The following is a 20,458-nucleotide window of genomic DNA, read 5'->3' on the forward strand; positions in this document are numbered from 1 at the left end:
CGCTAATCAGGCAACGGCTTTGAGTCGGTACGTTTCAATTTATAGGATTTTTCAAATAAAAAAACCAGCCTAAGCTGGTTTTTAATCACATGATCAATATAAATCAGGGTTAAAACGGTACATCATCATCAAAGCCATGACCCGGCTGAGACTGATCAAACGCAGGGGCCGCTTGCTGCGCTTGTGCGCCGCTTTCCACTCGCCATGCTTGTAAGCTAGTAAAGCACTTTTCTGGCTTGCCAGGGGCGTTCCAAAGGCGTCCGGATAGATTGAAATGAACCGTTATTTCTTCGCCCACACTGTGGTTGTCCATCAGTGCGCATTTATCTTTAATTAGCTCTAAGGCCACATAGTTTGGGTAATCTGGGTTTTCACCATCGCCACTTAGCTGAATCACAAACTCACGCTTAGTAAAGCCATTATTGCCGTATTCTGTGGTCGCACCAATTGAATGAATCACACCTTGAGCTTCGAACGTTTTAGACATATGCATCACCTTAAAATAATGTACGCATCATAACATCAAACCCATGACTTGGAAAAAGTCAGTCTTGTGTTTGTGGTACAGACTCTGTGTTGATTATGTCGCGTGAACGAGCAGGTAGATAACTAAAAGCCTGTTTTGAATGAAAGAAGTGACGGTATATTTGGCGCACCGAATAATCAGCATGACACATAAAAGGCTGTTTATACCCCTTAACGCATGGTGAAGCGGATAAACATAAAAAAACCCGCCAACATGGGCGGGTTGAAAACACTCGAATCGATGAGTATGTTCGTTTTACGCTTCTTGCACACCAAAAATGGCGCTGGCATTTAGGCCATGTTTTTCCATGATTTCACGCATGCGCTTTAATGCTTCTACTTGAATTTGACGAACGCGCTCACGGGTCAAGCCAATTTCATGGCCTACTTCTTCTAGCGTACTGGTTTCATAACCTCGAAGGCCAAAACGGCGAGAGATTACTTCACGTTGTTTTTCAGTCAGGTCATCCAGCCATTGATCAAGGCTGCTGCTGATGTCGTTATCTTGTAAGACTTGGCAAGGATCGCTAATGGATTCATCAGCAATGGTATCCAGTACTGATTTTTCGCTGTTGTAACCCAGTGGCGAGTCCACCGAGGTGACACGCTCGTTTAAACCCAGCATACGCTTTACATCAGCCACTGGTTTTTCAAGTAGCTCTGCAATTTCTTCTGCACTTGGTTCATGGTCAAGCTTTTGGGTCAGTTCGCGAGCAGCGCGTAAATAGACGTTTAATTCTTTAACAACATGGATGGGTAAACGAATGGTACGGGTTTGGTTCATGATGGCACGTTCAATGGTTTGACGAATCCACCACGTGGCGTAAGTAGAAAAGCGAAAGCCGCGTTCTGGGTCAAATTTTTCAACCGCGCGAATCAAACCAAGATTACCTTCTTCGATAAGGTCTAGTAACGTTAAACCGCGATTCACATAACGACGTGATATTTTAACCACTAAGCGCAGGTTGCTTTCGATCATACGTTTGCGGCCTTTTTCGTCCCCTTTACGAGCAAGGCGTGCAAAATGTACTTCTTCTTCTGGGGTTAGTAATGGCGAAAAACCAATTTCATTGAGATATAGCTGAGTCGCGTCTAGATTTTTTTGTACTTCGGTGTCTTGTGCAATCTCTGTAATCTCTTCTTCTTTTTCTACTTTCTTTCCTTTCGTCGCTTTTTCTTCTTTGGCATCTGCTAATGCTAAATCAGATTCTGCGTCGTGTTTTTTTAATCCCTTGATAGCTGCCATAGCTAAGTGCCCCGCCAATGTTTATTTGTTGTTATGTTGTCACTTGCCTTTGTCTATTCAAAAGCTGTTCCAACTTTCCAACAAAAAAAATAATTTTTTGACCCGATCTGCTATGGCGATTCGATTACCTCGCCCTAGGAAGATATTTTAATGGGTCTACCGGTTTCCCTTTGTGGCGAATTTCAAAGTGAAGCTTCACTTTATCCGTGCCACTAGATCCTATTTCGGCAATTGTCTGTCCAGCTTTAACGTCTTGGTTCTCTTTGACCAATAATTCTTTGTTATGCGCATATGCGCTTAGGAATTGGTCGTCGTGTTTTATGATTACCAAGTTGCCGTATCCAAGTAACCCACTGCCTGCATACACAACTGAACCGGCCGCTGCCGCAAATACAGATTCTCCCAAGGAACCGCTGATATCAATCCCCTTGTTGGTGGGTGCTTTCGTTGAGAATTTGGCGATTACCTCACCTTTTGCAGGCCAGCTCCAATTCAGGTTGGACTGTCTGACCACAGGTTTTGGCGCTTGTGGGCTGTTTTTATAGGCCGTTGGACCATGGCTACTTTTTGTACTCTTGTTTTTCGTCAAACTTTTGCTACTGCTGGCTGACCGAGAGGCTGACGAATACTGTCCATGTCTAACAGTCAACTTTTGACCAGGGTATATGGTGTAGGGGTAAGCAATGTTGTTAGCACTTGCTAACGCTTTATAATCCCAGCCATAGCGCCATGCTAAAGCAAATAAAGTCTCACTTTTTTGCACAATATGGGTGTTACGACCTTCTGTAACTGGATTGAACTTCTGTTCAACCGAAACAAATCCAGTACACCCTGAGAGCACAGATAAAATTAAGCCCATGATGATTAGCGCGGGTATTTGAGTGGATACCCCAATTTGATGGATTTTTTGACACTTGAGTTTTTGCACTAGGCTCTCATCCATTTTCTTTTTTGTTTTAATAGGCATGTCGTCTCAAACACCGCCTCTATATTTTAAAATCGTCTAAAAAAAAGAGTTAGTTCACATTTCGTAACACTTCTTTTCATAACTTGCCAATTTTCTGCTGGCGAATTTGATGTTTGTCGTCTCTACATTCGGTTAACTAGCGTGTGTTTTTTATACTATTTTGAGGCTTTAAGCCGATTATCCATAACAAACACAATGGAAAAGCCAATGATTACCGCTACGATTGCCACACTAAATTGCGGTTCGCTATGCAGCCAAGGCCATAATGGTCTTTCGATAAATGGCACTTGTTCCCCAGCACTGTTGAGTCGATAACTTAATACATGCTTCCAAGGCCACAACTTAATCAACGCACCCACCATAAAACCACTGAGCAATGCCATAGTCGCACTGTGGTAACGTTGTAATAACCACGACAACACCCGTGAAAACAACATGATGCCCACCAAGCAACCTGATGCGAATATGCCTAAGCTGGTCACATCAAAACTTTTAATGGCCGTGATGATAAAACCATACAAACCCATGAGTAATAAAATAAAGCTGCCGGAAATACCCGGCAAGATCATGGCACATATGGCAATAGAGCCGGCAAAGAATAGACTTATTGACGTCACTTCAATCTCGGTAGGAGCCGAAAGGCTAATAAATCCCGCCACCAAGGTACCCAATACCAGTAAGGTAGCACGAGCCAGATTCCAGCTTTCAACTTGTTTGATAACATATGCGACAGAGGCCACAACCAAGCCAAAGAAAAATGACCACAGCATAATTGGTTGGCTTTCTATGAAATAATGCAGCACTTTGGATAATAAAATAATACTGGTCGCCGCACCGGCCAGAATGCTCAGTAAGAATGTGCCATCAATTTGTTGCCACGCCGCTTTGACACCTTTTTGTTTTAATGTAACCAGCGTATCCCAGCCAACACTTTTAATGGCGTCAATTAAGCGCTCATAAATACCCGTTAATAATGCAATGGTGCCACCAGAAACACCTGGGACAATATCGGCAGCGCCCATGGCCATGCCTCTTAAAAAATTACCAATCATGCTATTCCTTAATACCGCTATCATTGCCTATTGCATTTAATAGACGAACAGTACGGTTATTTTAGTGTGCCGCTGAGCATGGGCACAAAGTTAACCGGCTCAATTATTTTTTTGATCACACCGTCTTCTTCACGAACAAGTAGATGCAACATTTGCTTGCCATCTGGGCCCACTGGCATTAACAAACGGCCACCTATCTTTAATTGAGACACTAATTCCATTGGAATGGTTTCCGGTGCCGCACACGACAATATGGCATCGTATGGCCCTTCGTCAGGCCAGCCCCAGTTGCCATCTGAGTGCTGAAAGCGAACATTATTCACGCGCAATAACTGCATGCGCTCTTTCGCCTTTTTTTGTAGCGGCGCAATACGCTCAACACTGTAAACTCGCCTGACCAATTGAGATAACACCACGGTTTGATAACCGCAACCTGTGCCAATTTCCAATACGTTATCTAATTCACCGGCCTCGAGTAAAATCTCCGTCATTTTAGCAACCGTATAAGGCTGGCTAATTGTTTGCCCATAACCAATAGGCAAGGCCGTATCTTCATAGGCTTTGTGACTAAGGGCTTCATCTACGAATAAATGGCGCGGCGTATTTGCAATGACTTCAAGTACATGTGTATTTTTAATACCTTTATCCATCAAACGCGCGATTAAACGATCACGCGTTCGCTGGCTGGTCATGCCAATGCCTTGCAGTTGCAACGGCGTCATAGCAGTTGATCCTTTAAGACATCAATACTCTCATGACCCGTCATATCCACTTGTATGGGCGTGATGGATACTCTGTTATTTTCTATTGCATGAAAATCGGTACCAGGGCCTGCATCAGCCGCTTTACCCTGTGCGTTAATCCAATAGCATTCTTTACCGCGAGGGTTTTGTGCATGCACCGGATTATCACTGCGTTGGCGATGTCCTAAACGCGTTACTTCTGTACCAGCTAATTCAGCAAACGGCACATCGGGTACGTTTATATTTAATAAGGTTCGAGCGGGTAAATTCAGTGCATGCAATTTAGGTAATAGCTCAATTAAAACTTGAGCGGCGGTTTCGTAATGATTTTTACCCGCCAATGAAATGGCAAGGGGCGGTAAATCTAAAAAACGCCCTTCCATTGCCGCGGCGACCGTGCCGGAATAAATTACATCATCCCCTAAATTCGGGCCTGCATTTATACCCGCAATGACACGTTCAGGCTGATAAGGGGCACAACACATTTAAGCCAAGGTGAACACAGTCGGTTGGCGTGCCATCGATGCTAATGGCACCGTCAGCAAGGTATAACGGTGACAATGGGCGGGTGAGTGTTAACGAATTACTGGCGCCACTGCGATCACGATCAGGGGCGATTACTTGCACATCCCAACCGGCTTGTTGGCAAAATTGTCTTAAAACCGTCAGGCCTTTAGCATGCACACCATCATCATTACTTAGTAACAGTTTCATCAATATTTATTCCATTGACTCATTTTCAATACCGCGCTGGGCGACATTAATATTGCCCAATTCACGCAACACGGACGTGGCAAAGTAACCGGACGCCAAGTTAAAACGCAGCACTAAGGTTGAGTCATCGACCCAATGCCAGAATAAATCCGGTAACAACATACGCGTTGCTCGGCGCTCTTGTTTCATGCCTTGTTTTTCTAACCCTGCGGCTAACACTGGAAAGCGCTGCGCTTGCTTTTGTTCTAGTGCGCTTAACGCATGCTTGCTCAAGCTTTCACCTTTCCCCCATAACGCACAACTTGGGTGAATGCGTTGTGCGCGTAAACGCGCGCGCTCTTCTGATGTATTTTCTTGTGTAAAGCCGCGCAAGCTACCCGCAAAACCAAACACTTCACCTTCAATGGGTTGGTCCCAGCAATGTGTTTCAATACGTTCGGCCAACATATTATTAAATAAAAATGAGCGTGCCGCCGACATATACATAGAGCCTTTTTGACGATTACGTGGGCGCTTGCCCGTTTCAAACAATTGCTCTGCTTGTTTTAGGTTTTCAAAATCATGGCCAAAGCGCTGCTCGCCAAAATAATTCGGCACACCTTGGTTACGAATTAATTCTAAACGTTGATTAACCTTAGCTTTTTCGCCTTGCACATTACGTAATACGATTCGAAACGCATTACCACCCAGTGCACCGCGCTTTAATTTAACGCCATAATAACCTTTGGCTAATAAGGTAAAGTCGTCTTTTTCAAATAAGTGGGTTAAGTCTGGCTCGGCATTTTTAAGGGGTAAACTAAACCATTGACGCGTAATGGCATGACGATCTTTTAAACCGGCATACCCCACGTCTTTTAAATCTATTTTTGCATGGTTAGCTAATTGGCGCGCAAGCCACTGAGTATTGGTACCACGTTTTTCAATCTGTAAATAAAGATGCGGACCGCTGTCATGCAGTTGACGATTGGTAATTTCACTAACTAAGAAATCTTCGTCTAAGGTACGGAACTCAGCACTCACATCCAATTTTGGATACGCTGTTGGCCAGTTTGGCGTAAAATCTGTCATGGTCATTACCTTAGCCTTGCGCTTTTTGTATTAATGCGACGGCTTCTACTGCGATGCCTTCTTTACGACCCACAAATCCGAGCTTTTCGGTGGTGGTCGCTTTTACATTGACTTGGTCGACATCTAAGTTTAAATCATTCGCGATGGTTTCACGCATACGCTGTATGTACGGTGCCATCTTCGGCGCTTGCGCCATTATAGTGACATCGACATTATTGATGTCGTAATCTTTTTTCTTAATTTCTGACAATACTGTTTTCAATAACACGCGCGAGTCAGCACCTTTAAAAGCAGGGTCGGTATCAGGAAAATGATGACCAATGTCACCCAAAGCCGCCGCGCCTAATAACGCATCACATAACGCATGCAATGCCACATCGCCATCACTATGGGCGATTAACTCACATTCATAAGGAATGGCAACACCGCAAATCATAATGTTTGCATCAGTCTTGGCAGCTGAAAATTTATGCACATCAAAGCCGTGGCCAATACGAAAGGTCATAATTGAATTTCCTGTAAGAATACCTGCGCCATCATTAAATCATCAGGACGCGTCACTTTAATGTTACTGGGGTGGCCTGCCACCATAATCGGTTGATGGCCACAATATTCTAACGCGCTGGCTTCATCGGTAATGTTATGTTGATTCGTTATACAGGTTTCGATGCATGCTTTTAATAAACCAATGGGCGCCATTTGTGGGGTTAATGCATGCCATAAATATTCACGGCTAACGGTTTTTACAATATGTCCCTTGTCATCACAACGTTTCATTGTGTCGCGCACTTGCATGCCTAGAATCGCACCGTGTTGATTACGTTGGTCAAACAATGACTGCAAGTCTTGTTGGGTTATACAAGGACGTGCAACATCATGCACCATCACCCAATCATCTTCGCTTGCGCCTGTTTCTAATAAGTGTTTAAGGCCGCTTAATACCGATTCAAAACGTTCAGCACCGCCTAGACACGTACCCACTTTTGGGTGGCGCGCAATATCAAGCTTGGCAAAATATTCATCATGCTCAGCAATGGGCAAAACTATTTTTTTAAACGCAGAAAACCCTAATAACTGATTAAGGGTATGCTCTAAAATGGTTTTATTCAGAAGGGATAAATATTGCTTAGGACGATCCGCTTGCATGCGTGAACCAATCCCAGCGGCGGGAACAACAGCGTAAAGTTTATCACTCATGTTTGTTTTCCGGATCGACTATGATAAAAAAGGTTTCATCTTTTTTAACCATACCCAACTCTTTACGGGCTTTTGCTTCGATCGTATCCATACCTGATTTAATGGCCCAAATTTCTTCTTCTAATACTTGGTTACGTGCTTTGCTGGCACGATTTAATTCTTCTTGGCTTTCGATCTGATCTTTTAAAGCATAGTTAGCGAACACACCGGTATCATCAAACCACAATTGATATTGCAGCCAAATAAAAATGACTAACGCAAACGGTTTCCAGGCGTGTTGTTTAAATGAATCAGAAAAGGCCATATTATTATCGTTATCCGATTATAGATCGGGCGCAAGGCACCCTCATACAATAGTGCATTACATCATTCTAAATGCACAAAAGGGAAACCTAAGTTTCCCTTTTATGTTCACTACTCACGATACACTTTGTGCATCACGTAGGCAGTTGAAACAGAGTAAAAAAACACTTAGGTCGACGTTTGCATTTGAAACAACCTACCTAAGTTTTTAACTGCATTTCAACAACGCAAGTAGCGTTTACTGACCTTTTACTTCACTAAGGCCGTTGTATACTGCTTTATCACCAAGCTGCTCTTCAATACGAAGAAGACGATTATATTTAGCAACGCGGTCTGAACGACATAGTGAGCCTGTCTTGATTTGACCAGCACATGTACCAACCGCTAAGTCAGCAATGGTCGTGTCTTCTGTTTCGCCTGAACGGTGAGAAATAACCGCAGTGAAGCCAGCATCTTGTGCCATTTTGATCGCTTCAAGGGTTTCAGTTAATGAACCGATTTGGTTGAACTTAATCAAGATAGAGTTTGCGATGCTTTCTTCGATACCGCGCTTAAGAATCTTAGTATTGGTTACGAATAAATCGTCACCGACTAATTGCACTTTAGCACCTAGCTTTTCAGTTTGGTATTTCCAGCCAGCCCAGTCACTTTCGTCTTGGCCATCTTCAATCGATACGATTGGGTACTGGTCACAAAGCTCAGCTAGGTAGTCAGAGAATTCTTCAGCAGAGAAGACTTTGCCTTCGCCCGCTAGATCGTACTTACCATCTTTATAGAATTCAGATGAAGCACAATCAAGTGCAAGAGTTACGTCTTTACCTAACTCGTAACCGGCGTTAGAAACGGCAACTTTAATAATCGCTAGCGCGTCGGCGTTTGATGCAAGATCAGGTGCGAAACCACCTTCATCACCAACAGAGGTGCTCAAGCCTTTTTCTTGCAATACTTTTTTCAAGTTATGGAAAATCTCAGCTCCGGCTTGTAGGCCTTCTTTGAATGACTTAAAGCCAACTGGCTGTACCATAAATTCTTGAATATCAACGTTGTTATCTGCGTGCTCGCCACCATTGATGATATTCATCATTGGAAGCGGCATAGAGAACTTACCCGCTGTGCCATTCAATTCAGCAATGTGTTCGTATAGCTCAAGGCCTTTTGCATTGGCAGCTGCTTTTGCCGCCGCAAGGGATACAGCAAGAATCGCGTTAGCACCAAATTTTTCTTTGTTTTCAGTGCCGTCTAATTCGATCATTTTTGTATCAAGTGCGCGTTGATCAGTGGCGTCCATACCCAATAGTGCTTCTTTGATTGCACCATTGATGTGAGCAACTGCGTTTAATACGCCTTTGCCCATGTAACGGCTTTTATCGCCATCACGTAACTCTAACGCTTCACGAGTACCAGTAGACGCACCGGAAGGGGCACACGCTGTACCAAAAAAACCACCTTCTAAAGAAACATCGGCTTCTACGGTTGGGTTACCACGGCTGTCCATGACTTCACGGGCTTTAATATTAATAATTTTAGCCATAGTGAGATAATCTCCAATATCGAATCAAATAACGGTTAATCGTAAAAATTTATGCTTTGCCAGCTTGTTTAATCGCAGCAGCAACAAACGCCGAGAACAAGCCGTGGCCGTCTCGTGGTGTAGACGTAAATTCTGGGTGGAACTGACACGCCACAAACCTAAGGGTGATCAATTACTTCAACCACTTCAACTAAACTGCCATCCATAGAGCGACCCGCAATGCGAAGACCATTTTTCTCTAAAGTTTCAAGGAAGTTGTTGTTCACCTCATAGCGGTGACGGTGACGCTCTGTAATTACGTCTGTTCCGTAAGCGTCAGCCGATAGAGAACCGGCTTCAAGGCGGCATTCTTGACCACCTAGACGCATGGTGCCACCAAGGTCACTGTTTTCAGTGCGTACTTCGGTTTCACCTTCAGCGGTTGTCCACTCGGTAATCAAACCCACAACTGGGTTGGTGGTTTTAGGGGCAAATTCAGTACTGTGTGCATCGTCAAGGCCACATACGTTACGGGCAAATTCGATCACAGCACTTTGCATACCTAGGCAAATGCCTAAATAAGGGATTTTGTTTTCACGGGCAAATTGAACGGTACGAATCTTACCTTCAACGCCACGGTTGCCAAAACCACCTGGTACCAAGATGGCGTCTTTACCTTCAAGGATAGAGCAGCCATCGCGTTCGATGATTTCAGAATCGATGTATTCGATGTTTACTTTGGTGCGATTTTTAAGACCCGCGTGATCAACGGCTTCGATTAGAGACTTATAAGCATCTAATAATTCCATGTACTTGCCGACCATGGCGATGTTGATTTCTTTTTCAGGATTCAACTTGGCATCCACCACCTGATCCCATTCGCTTAGATCTGCTTCGTCGCACTCTAAGCCAAATTTTTCAACAACGTATTCATCTAGACCGGTTTGCAGTAATAGACCAGGGATGCGGTAAATCGTATCGGCGTCTTCTAGCGGAATAACCGCACGCTCTTCTACGTTGGTAAACAATGCAATTTTACGTAGCGAACTTGAATCGATGCGGTGATCAGAGCGACAGATCAAAATATCAGGCTGTAGACCAATCGAGCGCAGTTCTTTCACACTGTGCTGCGTTGGCTTGGTTTTAGTCTCGCCAGCAGTGGCAATGTAAGGCACAAGTGTTAAGTGCATAGCAAGCGCACGCTTGCTGCCTAGTTCGACTTTTAACTGACGCACGGCTTCTAAGAATGGTAGTGACTCGATATCACCAACTGTTCCGCCAATCTCAACAAGGGCCACGTCAGCGCCTTCAGCACCTTCATATACACGACGTTTGATTTCGTCGGTGATGTGAGGGATAACCTGAACGGTTCCGCCTAAGTAGTCACCTTTACGTTCTTTAGCCAAAACGTCTTGGTAAATACGGCCAGTTGTGAAGTTGTTACGACGACCCATAGTGGTACGAATAAAGCGCTCGTAGTGACCTAGGTCTAGGTCGGTTTCAGCGCCGTCTTCGGTCACAAAGACCTCACCGTGCTGAAACGGGCTCATGGTGCCTGGGTCCACATTGATGTATGGATCCAATTTGAGCATGGTAACTTTTAGTCCCCGTGCCTCTAGAATAGCGCCAAGAGAAGCGGAAGCGATGCCTTTGCCCAATGAGGACACAACACCACCTGTGACGAATATAAAACGAGTCGACATATATAGGTGAATCCGAAAAAAGAAGTTGGATTTGTGCGTAACGAGATGGCGTTGCAGTCTACCAGAAGTGCCCATCAGCGTAAACGACGATAATGCAATATTGGCGCAATAAACAACAAACATGCGCCCTAGAGCTCATCTTTTTCATAATATTCAGAATAGTCTATTTTTCAGGCGCAATAGTAGTAACCAGCCACTTTAGGCATCCAGCATCAGTGAATCAACCTCTTAAACAGCGCCTTAATCTTAACAACGCCATCAAGCGAGGCCATAAAACGGTCTCTAGGCATCTATTAAGTGTTAAAAAATAATGGGCCAGGAACATCGAAAGCCTGCTTATGTTAGCGAATCAAAAACGATCGGCAAAAAAAATCCTTACGCTTTCACACAAGGACTGAAATTTGAAATTATACGTTTAAGCTAATGCTAGTAACGCTTCACATAAATGACCACTCGCCTGTTGGCGGCTCTGTCGTCTTCTGTAAAGGTCTGCCCCGGCTCAAGTACAGCCTTAGGCCGAGAGTCCGCGTAACCTGACGCCTTCAGCCGTTCTTTATCAACGCCCTTGCCCAAAAGGTATTTCACTACATTACTGGCGCGCGAGGCGCTGAGCTCCCAGTTCGACGGAAAGCGCTCGGTGTGAATGGGCACATCGTCTGTATGGCCTTCTATTTCGATGAGGTGAGTTGATGAACTGGTATCTTTAATGACGCTTGTTACCTCAGCCAGCATGGGCAAGGCTTCGGGTTTAATCGCCGCACTGCCTGACTGATATAAAGAGAAATTAGAGAATTCGACCCTAACCCCCTTCATATCGATATCAACCGCCACATTGTCTTGCATGCCATGCTGCTGAACTATGTCATCTAAGGCGTCTTTAATATCATTAAATGGGGTTTCAGCTTGCTTGCCTGAAATGATGCTTGCTAAACCTTCTTTTAAGGCTTCGATTTTGCCTTGGTTAAGATCCGATACCGAAAGAATCATCACAAAAAACGCCAGTAGCAATGTAATGGCATCGGCATAGGTTACTAACCAACCTTCACCGTCAGCATCAAACGTAGCACGGCGACGCCTTAAACCCCGCTTGTAAGTCTTATCACTCATCGGCTTCGACTATGGTGAAGCGCTTGCTGGGTTTCACATACGCGTTAAGCCGGTCTTGCATGACAAGTGCGTCCTTTTTCTCAGACAGCAAGACAAAGCCATCGGTTATTAATTGATTACGGAAATACTCTTGCTCTTGTTTCTCGGTCACTTGCGCTGCAGTTGGTTTAAACAAAAGATTAGCGAGTAACACTCCATAAAGCGTCGTAATTAACGCCAACGCTAACCCTTTGCCTAGATTGGCCATATCATCGCCCATGTTATCCAGCATGATAATCAAACCAACAATGGTGCCCACCATGCCAAAGCCGGGTGCATAAATGCCCATGGTATTAAGGATTTTACCTTCTAGACTTTGGCGCTGCCAATGGCTGTCCATGGCATCCCCCATAATCACACGGATATCACTTTGCTTGTAACCCGAGCCCATTAGCTCTAGTCCTAACGACAAGAAATCATCGTTTTTTTCTTTTTGGTTTAAGCTGTCTTCTAAAGCAGAAATACCACCATCACGATAAATGCGGCTAAATTCCACAAAGCGCTTTACTAGGTCGCGTAAATGCACTTGTGTCGTATGCCCAGCCGCAAGCGTTTGAAACATGGCTTTCACAGCGTGCATCACTTCTAAAAAACTAAAGCTAATGAGCGATGCTGCAAACGTACTGCCGATCACCATCATGGCGCTGGCAAGATTTAAAAACATCATGTAGTTATCTGTACTGCTGGCAATGGCCAAAACAAATAAGCCAATACCTGCTGTGATACCAATGAGCGTACTAAAACTAATCATGACTCAGCCTGCTTTTTGACTTGCAGTTCGTCCATAGAGAATTTGCCCGTATGAATATACTCACGCAACTTATGCACAATCGCTTTACGAGCAGATTCCACATCTTTGGCACCAATGCGCCCTTCATAACGCTTTAAGTCCTCTTTTGCTAAGGCTTTCAACTTGGGCGTCAATGATGACAACACATGAATTTTAAAATCATCAGGAGTACCACAAATTGCACGGCCAATGAAACTGCGCTCCACTTCACGCAGTGCGTTACTCAGAATTTGTCTTGGGGTTTTAACAACATCGGCAAAGGTAAAATATTGTTGGCGCAGCTTATAAAACGTATCCGGCTTATCTTGCTTTAAGCGTTTTAATACTTTGTTCTCTTCGGTTGAATTCATGTTATCCAACATGTTCATTAACATATGCAAACCATCAGCATTAACGTTTTCAAAGCTAGGGACGTTTAATGCAGATTTAGCTAAACGATCGGCGACATCTTTAAAGGTGTCCAACGGGAATGTTTCAAACTGGCCTAACTCTGCAATGACTTGGGCTTGGCGTTTTTCATTAATGCGATTGAGTACTCGCGCGGCTTGCTGCGCTTGCAGTTGACTAATCACCAAAGCTTGAATGCGAGCATCTTCATGTTGCATCAAATACAAAACTTGGCTGTCATTTAATTTGTCTAAAAATTCAAAAGGGTGCGATTTTAATTCTGCTGTTTCTTGCACGGCTTTTTGCAATAATTGATAAAAATCTTGAGTGTCTTGAAATTGCTGATCGTCATCCGGCGGCTGATCGGCTAAGTGAGCCATGATACTTTGCAACTGTAATTGTTCAATATTAGGAAAAATAGACCGAAATAAGCTGCGACCTAATACCTTATAAATAGACGCCGCCATGGGTATTTTTTCTTCTTGGCTCAATAATTGGTCCATTGTGCCTTGAACATGCTGAGGCTGACCTAAACCGAGCGATATAATATCTTGCCGAGTTTTTTGCATGACGTGCTTACTGTCTGGGCCTTCCGCTTCAGGAGTGGCTAACACATTAGGTGTATGTGATATGTCACTGGATGACATATTTTGTGCTTCGCTTGGTTGTGATTTTTTACGCATTGATAACACAATCAAACTAATTAGCAGTAATGCTAATAAACTTAACAACCCTAACAATAGCGCATTGAAATTTTCATCCATCCAACTTTGTGCCGGCGCTGATTCATCAGAAAACGGCGACGCCATTTGTTCCTTTTCTTTTTCCGTTATAGGGATACTGGAAAACTGTGTTCTAATAATTTTAAGCTCATCACCCCGTAAGTCATTAAGCGACGCTTTTTGGTAAACTAAATTTCTTAAAAAAGCTTCTTGCTCTGCACTCACATTTTCTTCAACCGCTAATGTAACCATTAGTTTAGCAATACGATTAAATACCCCTACGGTTTCTTCTGAGCCACCATTACCGCTTGCATCTCCGCTTTCTCTATCCTGCCAACGTGGTTGACGCTGTTCTTGCTGTAAACGTTCAACCTGCTCTCGCATAAACTTCAGTTCAGCGTCTTTTTCTTTATCGCCCGGAATATCAACAAAGGGCAACCCGGGTAAGCTTTCTACCTCATAAGTGTCATCTTCAACTGCATTAGGAAACGTGAGCTTTGGCAAAAAAGTAGGTTGGTATGTTTTAGATAATGGTGTAGATTGTTTTGATTTTGTTTTAATAACTTGGCGAATTTTTTCAAGGTTTACTTTCACGTTGACAATAAATCGATTATGGCCAAGATAAGACTGAATATCACGAGCCAGACTATCTTCTAGTTGTGATTTAAGCTGTAGCTCTTCTAAGTCATCGGTTTTTGTTTGTACTTCAACAGGCGTGTTCGTCGCGGCCTGCGCTATTAACGATAAACTGGCTAACACTACCCATAATAATCCATATTTTTTCAGCATAGATATTCCCTACTTAACGAGCTTTAAACTCTCTTTAACTTCCGTTAAAGAAGGGTCTAATTGCAATGCTTGCTGCCATGATACTTTGGCTTCTTTTTTACGGCCCATTTTGTAATAAATACTGCCTTTCAAAGCATAAGCCTGTGCAGACGCAGGCACTAGAGACATTGCTTTGTTCGTTTGCTCGAGTGCTTTCCAATACGATTTACGATAAAACAAAGCCTGTGCACTGAGCATATGTTTTGTCGCATCAGAGAAAAGTGATAAGGCTTTTTCATTAAAAAAATCATTCTCTTCTTCAGCGTTATCAGAACCCTTGCCTTTTTTTCGATGTGCTTTCATTTGCTCTGAAATTTCTGGCATATAGGTTGCGCCACCTACAGGTAAATCCATGCTGAAGATAATATCGCTTTCGCCTGCATTCAGCATCATCATGACATCATAACCAGGACCATGGCGGTGTATGTTGACAACACCATGATTGTTTTTTGCGTATTCCGCACTCTCTGAATTTAAAGGATCGATGTCTTCTGCTGGTTTTTGCTCCATAAATGGATCTTTTTCCATGGCCAGCTGTTCAATCGAGCAGCCACTTAAACAAGTGACCATTATAAACAGGAGTAATAAAATGGTTTTCATATTTTATTCCTTAGAACCGATAGCCGAGGGTTAAGTCCAAACCAGCACCACCAAATTCAGAGCTGTCTTCATAATCGGCATTACTATCCCATTCAACATCTTCTTTAACCAAGTACACGGCTCCAATCGCCATAAAGCCATTAGTCACAAATGGAAACTCTAAACCGAATTTCATCATCAAACCGTGACTGCCGCTGAAAAAGGCTTGGCCGATTCCTACGTAGGCCTTGGTATTAACCCAATCCTTTAACGCAGAAATATTAACAAATATTCGCCCTTCTAAATTAAAACCACTGACATCAAATTCATCACTGCTTGAGAAGTTCCTAAAATATTCAACGCCCAAACTGTATTCCACATCCTTATTTAAAGTGGTGTATTCTCGGCGTCGAATTCCAAAAGCGGTCACGCCACTGAGCGTGGCATCTTCGACAGCTCCAACGCCATCACGCTCTGCGGCCAATCCCCATGAGCTGACCACCATTTCCATTTCGATACTTTCAAATTCAAGCTCTTCTTGTTCACGTGTGGTTTTTTTCGCATATTCTTTTAACCAAACCAGTTCATTACTCTTTGCGCTGACTAATCGTAAATTAATAGTGAATTTGTCTTCATGCACACTGGCGCTCCATAACAAAAAAGCATCCGCTCGCACATCTTTAGATAAATCACGTAAGTCCTGATTACTTTGCGCACTCTGGCTAATCAGCATACGAGAGTCTTCGAAATTAACGCGGGTAGTACGACACTCAATGCAATCGATCACTTCAAATCGGCCTAACCCCATGAACTTGCCAAGCAATTTATTCTCAATCATTAAGTGAACTTGTTTTGGGATTTTTCGATGCAGGCGATCGCCATTAAAATAAAATGCGATACGTTTGATGTTTTTATCAACATCTAATAACTCTTCGGGTACAAGGATACTTTCGTCATCTAATAGACGAGAAAAGCCAGCATACATGGTAGGGGGCAATCCAAAACCGGGAACATCTGATGTCACTACTCGGGTTTCAGAAAAGGCATACGACGAAAATATGGCGCATAATATAAAGAATAGCGCCGATAAAATTACATATTTATTCGAGTAAAGTCCGTTGTCCTGCTTCATCCTTGGCATCATCCATTTTCGCCATACACTCAATTACAAAGCATAGCTCAAGCATGAGTACACGCTATGTTTAGTTGTTAAAATCCTTTAGTTTTCAGCTTTTACGTCGATACTTAGATAAGGATAAGATGACTTGAAATTAGGACAACAATGTTTTTACATCGACTAATGATTATTCTCTGCGTCTGCGCTTTTATGACCAATGCTTGGGGAAATGAACGTGCAGTAAAAGGCTTGTCAGTGAGCGGCTTAGAACAAAGAGTCGATGATGAAGAAGCGCCGTTTGATATTCATTCGGCTAATAAGATACACAACTGTGGCGGTAAGCCATCTAATGTTTATCGCGTATACAGTGAGTATGACACGGTCGCGCAAAGACGCTTTTTAATGGCGATTGAAGCACTTAAAAGTGGGCTGTTACTCACCGTAATCACAAGCGGCTGTGAAGGTCGAGTACTTAAAGTCGATACATTAAGACTCAGCCGTTAGTGTTTGTATAATGCGTCTGTTCTGGCAGCCATGATAAAATCGTTTTTGTGTAACCCATTAATTTTATGCGTCCACCATGTAACGGTTACTTTCCCCCATTGTAATAAAATATCGGGATGATGATCTTCTTGCTCGGCTAAATAAGCCAGATCATTGGTAAAACTAAGCGCTTGCTTGTAGCTTTTAAAAGCAAAGCTACGGCGCAACTTCGCAACGCTTTCTTCATTTATATTAAGCCATTCAGGTATGGCCGGCATAAAATCGGTTAATTCAATATCCGTCACGTTTGGCGCATCCGCACGACACGCTTCACAACTTTCTTGCGATAACATCTTTTGCTCCTTGGATTTTAAATGCCCAATAAAAAAGGGGCGTAAGCCCCTTTCTTGATACGATGTCAGTAAAGTTTAGCTCACTTCTTTCGCATTAATTTTTGCATACCACTCTTGCGGCCCTGTTTTATGAACAGACGTACCGTTCACATCAACGGCAACCGTTACGGGCATATCCACTACGTCAAATTCGTAAATGGCTTCCATACCTAGGTCTGCAAAACCAACCACTTCGGCGTTTTTAATGGCTTGTGATACCAAGTAGGCGGCACCACCAACGGCCATTAAATAAGACGCTTGATTGTCTTTAATGGCATCGATCGCAATTTGGCCACGCTCAGCTTTACCAATCATGCCCATTAAGCCCGTTTTTTCTAATACCGTACGAGTAAACTTATCCATGCGTGTTGCAGTCGTTGGGCCAGCTGGTCCCACCACTTCATCACGAACAGGGTCAACTGGGCCTACGTAATAGATAAAACGGTTTTTAAGATCAACTGGCAACTCTTCGCCTTTTTCGATCATATCGACCATGCGTTTATGAGCCGCATCACGCCCAGTTAACATTTTACCATTCAATAAAATCGTTTCGCCTGGCTTCCATTCTTTCATTTCTTCACGGGTAATGGTGTTTAAGTTAACACGACGTACGCTTTCGCCTACTTCCCACGTGATTTCAGGCCAGTCTTCTAGTTTTGGCGCCTCTAATTGAGCCGGGCCTGAGCCATCTAGTTCAAAATGTGCATGACGCGTTGCTGCACAGTTTGGGATGATCGCCACGGGCTTATTTGCCGCATGCGTTGGGTAGTCAGCAACCTTTACATCTAAAACAGTGGTTAAACCGCCAAGACCTTGTGCGCCAATACCGAGCTTATTTACTTTTTCATATAATTCTAAGCGCAATTCTTCAGAACGGTTTTGCGCACCACGAGCTTGCAACTCTTTGATATTGATTGGCTCAAGCAGTGCTTCTTTGGCGATCATCATGGCTTTTTCAGCCGTACCGCCAATGCCGATGCCAAGCATACCTGGTGGACACCAACCGGCACCCATTTTAGGAATTTGTTCTAATACCCAATCAACCACTGAGTCAGATGGATTCAACATGGCAAATTTTGACTTAGCTTCAGAGCCGCCGCCTTTGGCTGCCACATGTACATCAACCGTATTACCTTGTACTAACTTGGTATGAATAACGGCTGGTGTGTTGTCTTTGGTATTTTCGCGTTTGCCATCAGGGTCCGCTAATACAGATGCACGTAAAATATTATCCGGCAGCAAGTAAGCACGGCGCACGCCTTCATTGGCCATGGCTTCTACATCCATGGTGGCATCTTCAAATCTTACATCCATGCCAATGGTCAAAAATACGGTCACAATACCGGTATCTTGACAGATTGGGCGGTGGCCCATGGCGCACATACGGGAGTTGATTAGAATTTGAGCAATGGCATCTTTCGCGCCTTGGCTCTCTTCTTTCTCGTAGGCTTCTTCCATTGCTTTAATGAAGTCGAGTGGGTGATAGTACGAAATATACTGAAGGGCATCAGCAACACTCTGGATCAGATCTTCTTGCTTGATCACAGTCATGGCAGGGTCTCTCAATAATCAATTTAATAATAGTTGTGGGGATATTGTAGCATGGTGGCTTAAAATGACGTAACCGCAGAAGCGATTACCACCACCATTTCATTGTATTTGTGTCTTCTGGCTCTTCGTTACTTAAATCAATAACACGGCTATCGAACACTTCTTCAAGCTCATCTTCACTAAGTGGGCCTTTCGATTTAATGAAACGCCCTCCTTCTGGCAGCATGCGAGTCACCGCTAATTCGGTATGGGCTAACTCTGTTGATACCAGCATGAGCGGGCCATCGCCTAAGGGGATGTCTTCTTTTATGGTTTGATGCTCGGGTTGTGGCGGGTCAATTTCGCTGTAACGTAAGAAATATACTTTATCGGCTTCAACCGCTAAGTTCATTTGAGCAATCCGCTTAAGGTCAAATTCAAAGCTATCTGTTGCAATGCCTTCTAAGCCCATTAATGGGCGGCGCATGACCACTTCATATTCACCCGGCTCAAGTTCAAACCAAGTGTAACCATTGGCACGAATATTAAAGACACGCTCGTCTTCTAAATAAAAGCTTGGCGCTTCAATTTCGTCGGCAGCCCATTCGCTATTAGGGCGATAAACATACAACAAGGCTTTGTTTTCATAATCCCAGCGATTGCCCACTTGGGAATACTCCTTACCAGAAACCGTGGCGATATAAGCCCCAAAGTTATGTCCGATGGATTGGTATATGTGTAAGCAGCCAGACGTAGAAATTAGTACGAGTGTTGCAAAAATGGTCGTTATTATTTTTATCATTTTTAGACTCTATGCGCCTCTTACTAGCGAAGAGGTAACACGCTTTAAATATTCCGGTATGATGACATAATTACAAAAAATAACAAAATAAGTGCGACTGGAATTTCACATCATGGAACGAATTTTAATCAAAAGTGGCAAGATATTGCTGTTGTTCTTCCCAATATGCTTATTACTTCCCTTTGCTTTGGCTGAAGACAGCATTCGTATGGGAGAAGATTATTATGGCAATGACATTAACGCCGCTATTTTAGAGGCAAAGCAAAATGATCGGAACGTTAATTATGCCAATCGTTATTGGTACAACCGCACTACATCGCAGTCATTTGATTTGCCTAAGCTTGGCAGCCAAGCACTTGAACAAGAACGCCTAGAAGGCGCACTGCAACCTACTGCCGCGGGTAAAGTCAGCACGCCTGACAATATTCCAGGTGACGCGCAAGCGCAAACTTTGCAAAAGAATTTAGAGCAAACAAAACCGAATCAAGAAACACAAATAACGCGACAAGCCCCACCAGCTATCCCAGAGAGTAATGCAAAGTTCACAGCTGAAATTTTTCACGAATTTCCTCGTGGCGATACAGTAAGAACGAATAACTTAACCACGAATGGTACAATTACCAGCACACCAAGGCCGTAGCTGTTTAGCATCTA

20 protein-coding genes and 2 pseudogenes are annotated in these 20,458 nt (G+C 43.5%); 2 read left to right on the forward strand and 20 right to left on the reverse strand.

The annotated features are described in order from the left end of the window. Window positions 1–109: 109 nt before the first annotated feature. The 17 genes and pseudogenes from ACU6U9_RS22195 to ACU6U9_RS22275 form a co-directional block, all read right to left on the reverse strand. Complete coding sequence (locus ACU6U9_RS22195) at window positions 110–487, reverse strand: DUF3127 domain-containing protein (protein WP_446737130.1); 378 nt, start codon at window positions 485–487, stop codon at window positions 110–112. 294 nt (window positions 488–781) lie between these two features. After that, the gene (gene rpoS, locus ACU6U9_RS22200; RefSeq protein ID WP_446737131.1) at window positions 782–1,771 is read right to left on the reverse strand and encodes an RNA polymerase sigma factor RpoS; all 990 of its coding nucleotides are present in this window, start codon (window positions 1,769–1,771) and stop codon (window positions 782–784) included. A 124-nt stretch (window positions 1,772–1,895) separates the two neighbouring features. Next, window positions 1,896–2,630, reverse strand: coding sequence for a peptidoglycan DD-metalloendopeptidase family protein (locus tag ACU6U9_RS22205; protein WP_446737216.1), 735 nt, complete (start codon window positions 2,628–2,630; stop codon window positions 1,896–1,898). Window positions 2,631–2,893: 263 nt separating this feature from the next. Continuing rightward, window positions 2,894–3,790 (reverse strand): DUF368 domain-containing protein, encoded by an 897-nt coding sequence (locus ACU6U9_RS22210; RefSeq protein ID WP_446737132.1) that lies wholly within the window; start codon window positions 3,788–3,790, stop codon window positions 2,894–2,896. Window positions 3,791–3,846: 56 nt separating this feature from the next. Then, window positions 3,847–4,512, reverse strand: coding sequence for a protein-L-isoaspartate(D-aspartate) O-methyltransferase (locus ACU6U9_RS22215; RefSeq protein WP_446737133.1), 666 nt, complete (start codon window positions 4,510–4,512; stop codon window positions 3,847–3,849). Next, window positions 4,509–5,247: pseudogene (gene surE, locus ACU6U9_RS22220) on the reverse strand (5'/3'-nucleotidase SurE). Before surE ends, ACU6U9_RS22215 begins: the two are co-directional and overlap by 4 nt. A 6-nt stretch (window positions 5,248–5,253) precedes the next feature. After that, window positions 5,254–6,315, reverse strand: coding sequence for a tRNA pseudouridine(13) synthase TruD (gene truD / locus ACU6U9_RS22225; protein WP_446737134.1), 1,062 nt, complete (start codon window positions 6,313–6,315; stop codon window positions 5,254–5,256). A gap of 10 nt (window positions 6,316–6,325) precedes the next feature. Next, complete coding sequence (gene ispF, locus ACU6U9_RS22230) at window positions 6,326–6,820, reverse strand: 2-C-methyl-D-erythritol 2,4-cyclodiphosphate synthase (RefSeq protein ID WP_446737135.1); 495 nt, start codon at window positions 6,818–6,820, stop codon at window positions 6,326–6,328. Further along, entirely contained in the window at window positions 6,817–7,512 is a 696-nt protein-coding gene (gene ispD / locus ACU6U9_RS22235; protein WP_446737136.1) for a 2-C-methyl-D-erythritol 4-phosphate cytidylyltransferase, read from the reverse strand. Before ispD ends, ispF begins: the two co-directional genes overlap by 4 nt. After that, window positions 7,505–7,816, reverse strand: coding sequence for an FtsB family cell division protein (locus ACU6U9_RS22240; RefSeq protein ID WP_446737137.1), 312 nt, complete (start codon window positions 7,814–7,816; stop codon window positions 7,505–7,507). The genes ispD and ACU6U9_RS22240 overlap by 8 nt, the downstream gene beginning before the upstream one ends. A 237-nt stretch (window positions 7,817–8,053) precedes the next feature. Next, complete coding sequence (gene eno / locus ACU6U9_RS22245) at window positions 8,054–9,346, reverse strand: phosphopyruvate hydratase (RefSeq protein WP_446737138.1); 1,293 nt, start codon at window positions 9,344–9,346, stop codon at window positions 8,054–8,056. A 49-nt stretch (window positions 9,347–9,395) separates the two neighbouring features. Continuing rightward, window positions 9,396–11,028, reverse strand: a pseudogene (locus ACU6U9_RS22250) (CTP synthase). A gap of 426 nt (window positions 11,029–11,454) precedes the next feature. Then, window positions 11,455–12,135 carry an OmpA/MotB family protein gene (locus ACU6U9_RS22255; protein WP_446737139.1) on the reverse strand — a complete coding sequence of 227 codons (681 nt, stop codon included), beginning with the start codon at window positions 12,133–12,135 and terminating at the stop codon, window positions 11,455–11,457. Then, window positions 12,128–12,925, reverse strand: coding sequence for a motility protein A (locus ACU6U9_RS22260; RefSeq protein WP_446737140.1), 798 nt, complete (start codon window positions 12,923–12,925; stop codon window positions 12,128–12,130). Before ACU6U9_RS22260 ends, ACU6U9_RS22255 begins: the two co-directional genes overlap by 8 nt. After that, the gene (locus ACU6U9_RS22265) at window positions 12,922–14,862 is read right to left on the reverse strand and encodes a FliG C-terminal domain-containing protein (protein WP_446737141.1); all 1,941 of its coding nucleotides are present in this window, start codon (window positions 14,860–14,862) and stop codon (window positions 12,922–12,924) included. The genes ACU6U9_RS22260 and ACU6U9_RS22265 overlap by 4 nt, the downstream gene beginning before the upstream one ends. A 9-nt stretch (window positions 14,863–14,871) precedes the next feature. Next, window positions 14,872–15,501, reverse strand: coding sequence for a tetratricopeptide repeat protein (locus ACU6U9_RS22270; RefSeq protein WP_446737142.1), 630 nt, complete (start codon window positions 15,499–15,501; stop codon window positions 14,872–14,874). 10 nt (window positions 15,502–15,511) lie between these two features. After that, complete coding sequence (locus tag ACU6U9_RS22275; protein ID WP_446737143.1) at window positions 15,512–16,624, reverse strand: hypothetical protein; 1,113 nt, start codon at window positions 16,622–16,624, stop codon at window positions 15,512–15,514. 183 nt (window positions 16,625–16,807) lie between these two features. Here ACU6U9_RS22275 and ACU6U9_RS22280 point away from each other — a divergent pair, with 183 nt between their 5' ends. Beyond that, window positions 16,808–17,101, forward strand: coding sequence for a hypothetical protein (locus tag ACU6U9_RS22280; protein WP_446737144.1), 294 nt, complete (start codon window positions 16,808–16,810; stop codon window positions 17,099–17,101). Here ACU6U9_RS22280 and ACU6U9_RS22285 read toward each other — a convergent pair. The 3 genes from ACU6U9_RS22285 to ACU6U9_RS22295 form a co-directional block, all read right to left on the reverse strand. Further along, a complete protein-coding gene (locus tag ACU6U9_RS22285; protein WP_446737145.1) occupies window positions 17,098–17,433 on the reverse strand; it encodes a 4a-hydroxytetrahydrobiopterin dehydratase in 336 nt (111 codons plus the stop codon). The genes ACU6U9_RS22280 and ACU6U9_RS22285 overlap by 4 nt on opposite strands. Before the next feature lie 75 nt (window positions 17,434–17,508). Further along, window positions 17,509–19,023: a fumarate hydratase gene (locus ACU6U9_RS22290; RefSeq protein ID WP_446737146.1), complete on the reverse strand. Its 1,515-nt coding sequence runs from the start codon at window positions 19,021–19,023 to the stop codon at window positions 17,509–17,511. 85 nt (window positions 19,024–19,108) lie between these two features. After that, window positions 19,109–19,804, reverse strand: coding sequence for a DUF2846 domain-containing protein (locus ACU6U9_RS22295; RefSeq protein ID WP_446737147.1), 696 nt, complete (start codon window positions 19,802–19,804; stop codon window positions 19,109–19,111). 112 nt (window positions 19,805–19,916) lie between these two features. Between ACU6U9_RS22295 and ACU6U9_RS22300 the strand changes: the two genes are divergently transcribed. After that, window positions 19,917–20,444, forward strand: coding sequence for a hypothetical protein (locus ACU6U9_RS22300; protein ID WP_446737148.1), 528 nt, complete (start codon window positions 19,917–19,919; stop codon window positions 20,442–20,444). The last annotated feature ends 14 nt before the right edge of the window (window positions 20,445–20,458 follow it).

It is taken from the genome of Pseudomonas sp. HK3 (assembly GCF_052920985.1).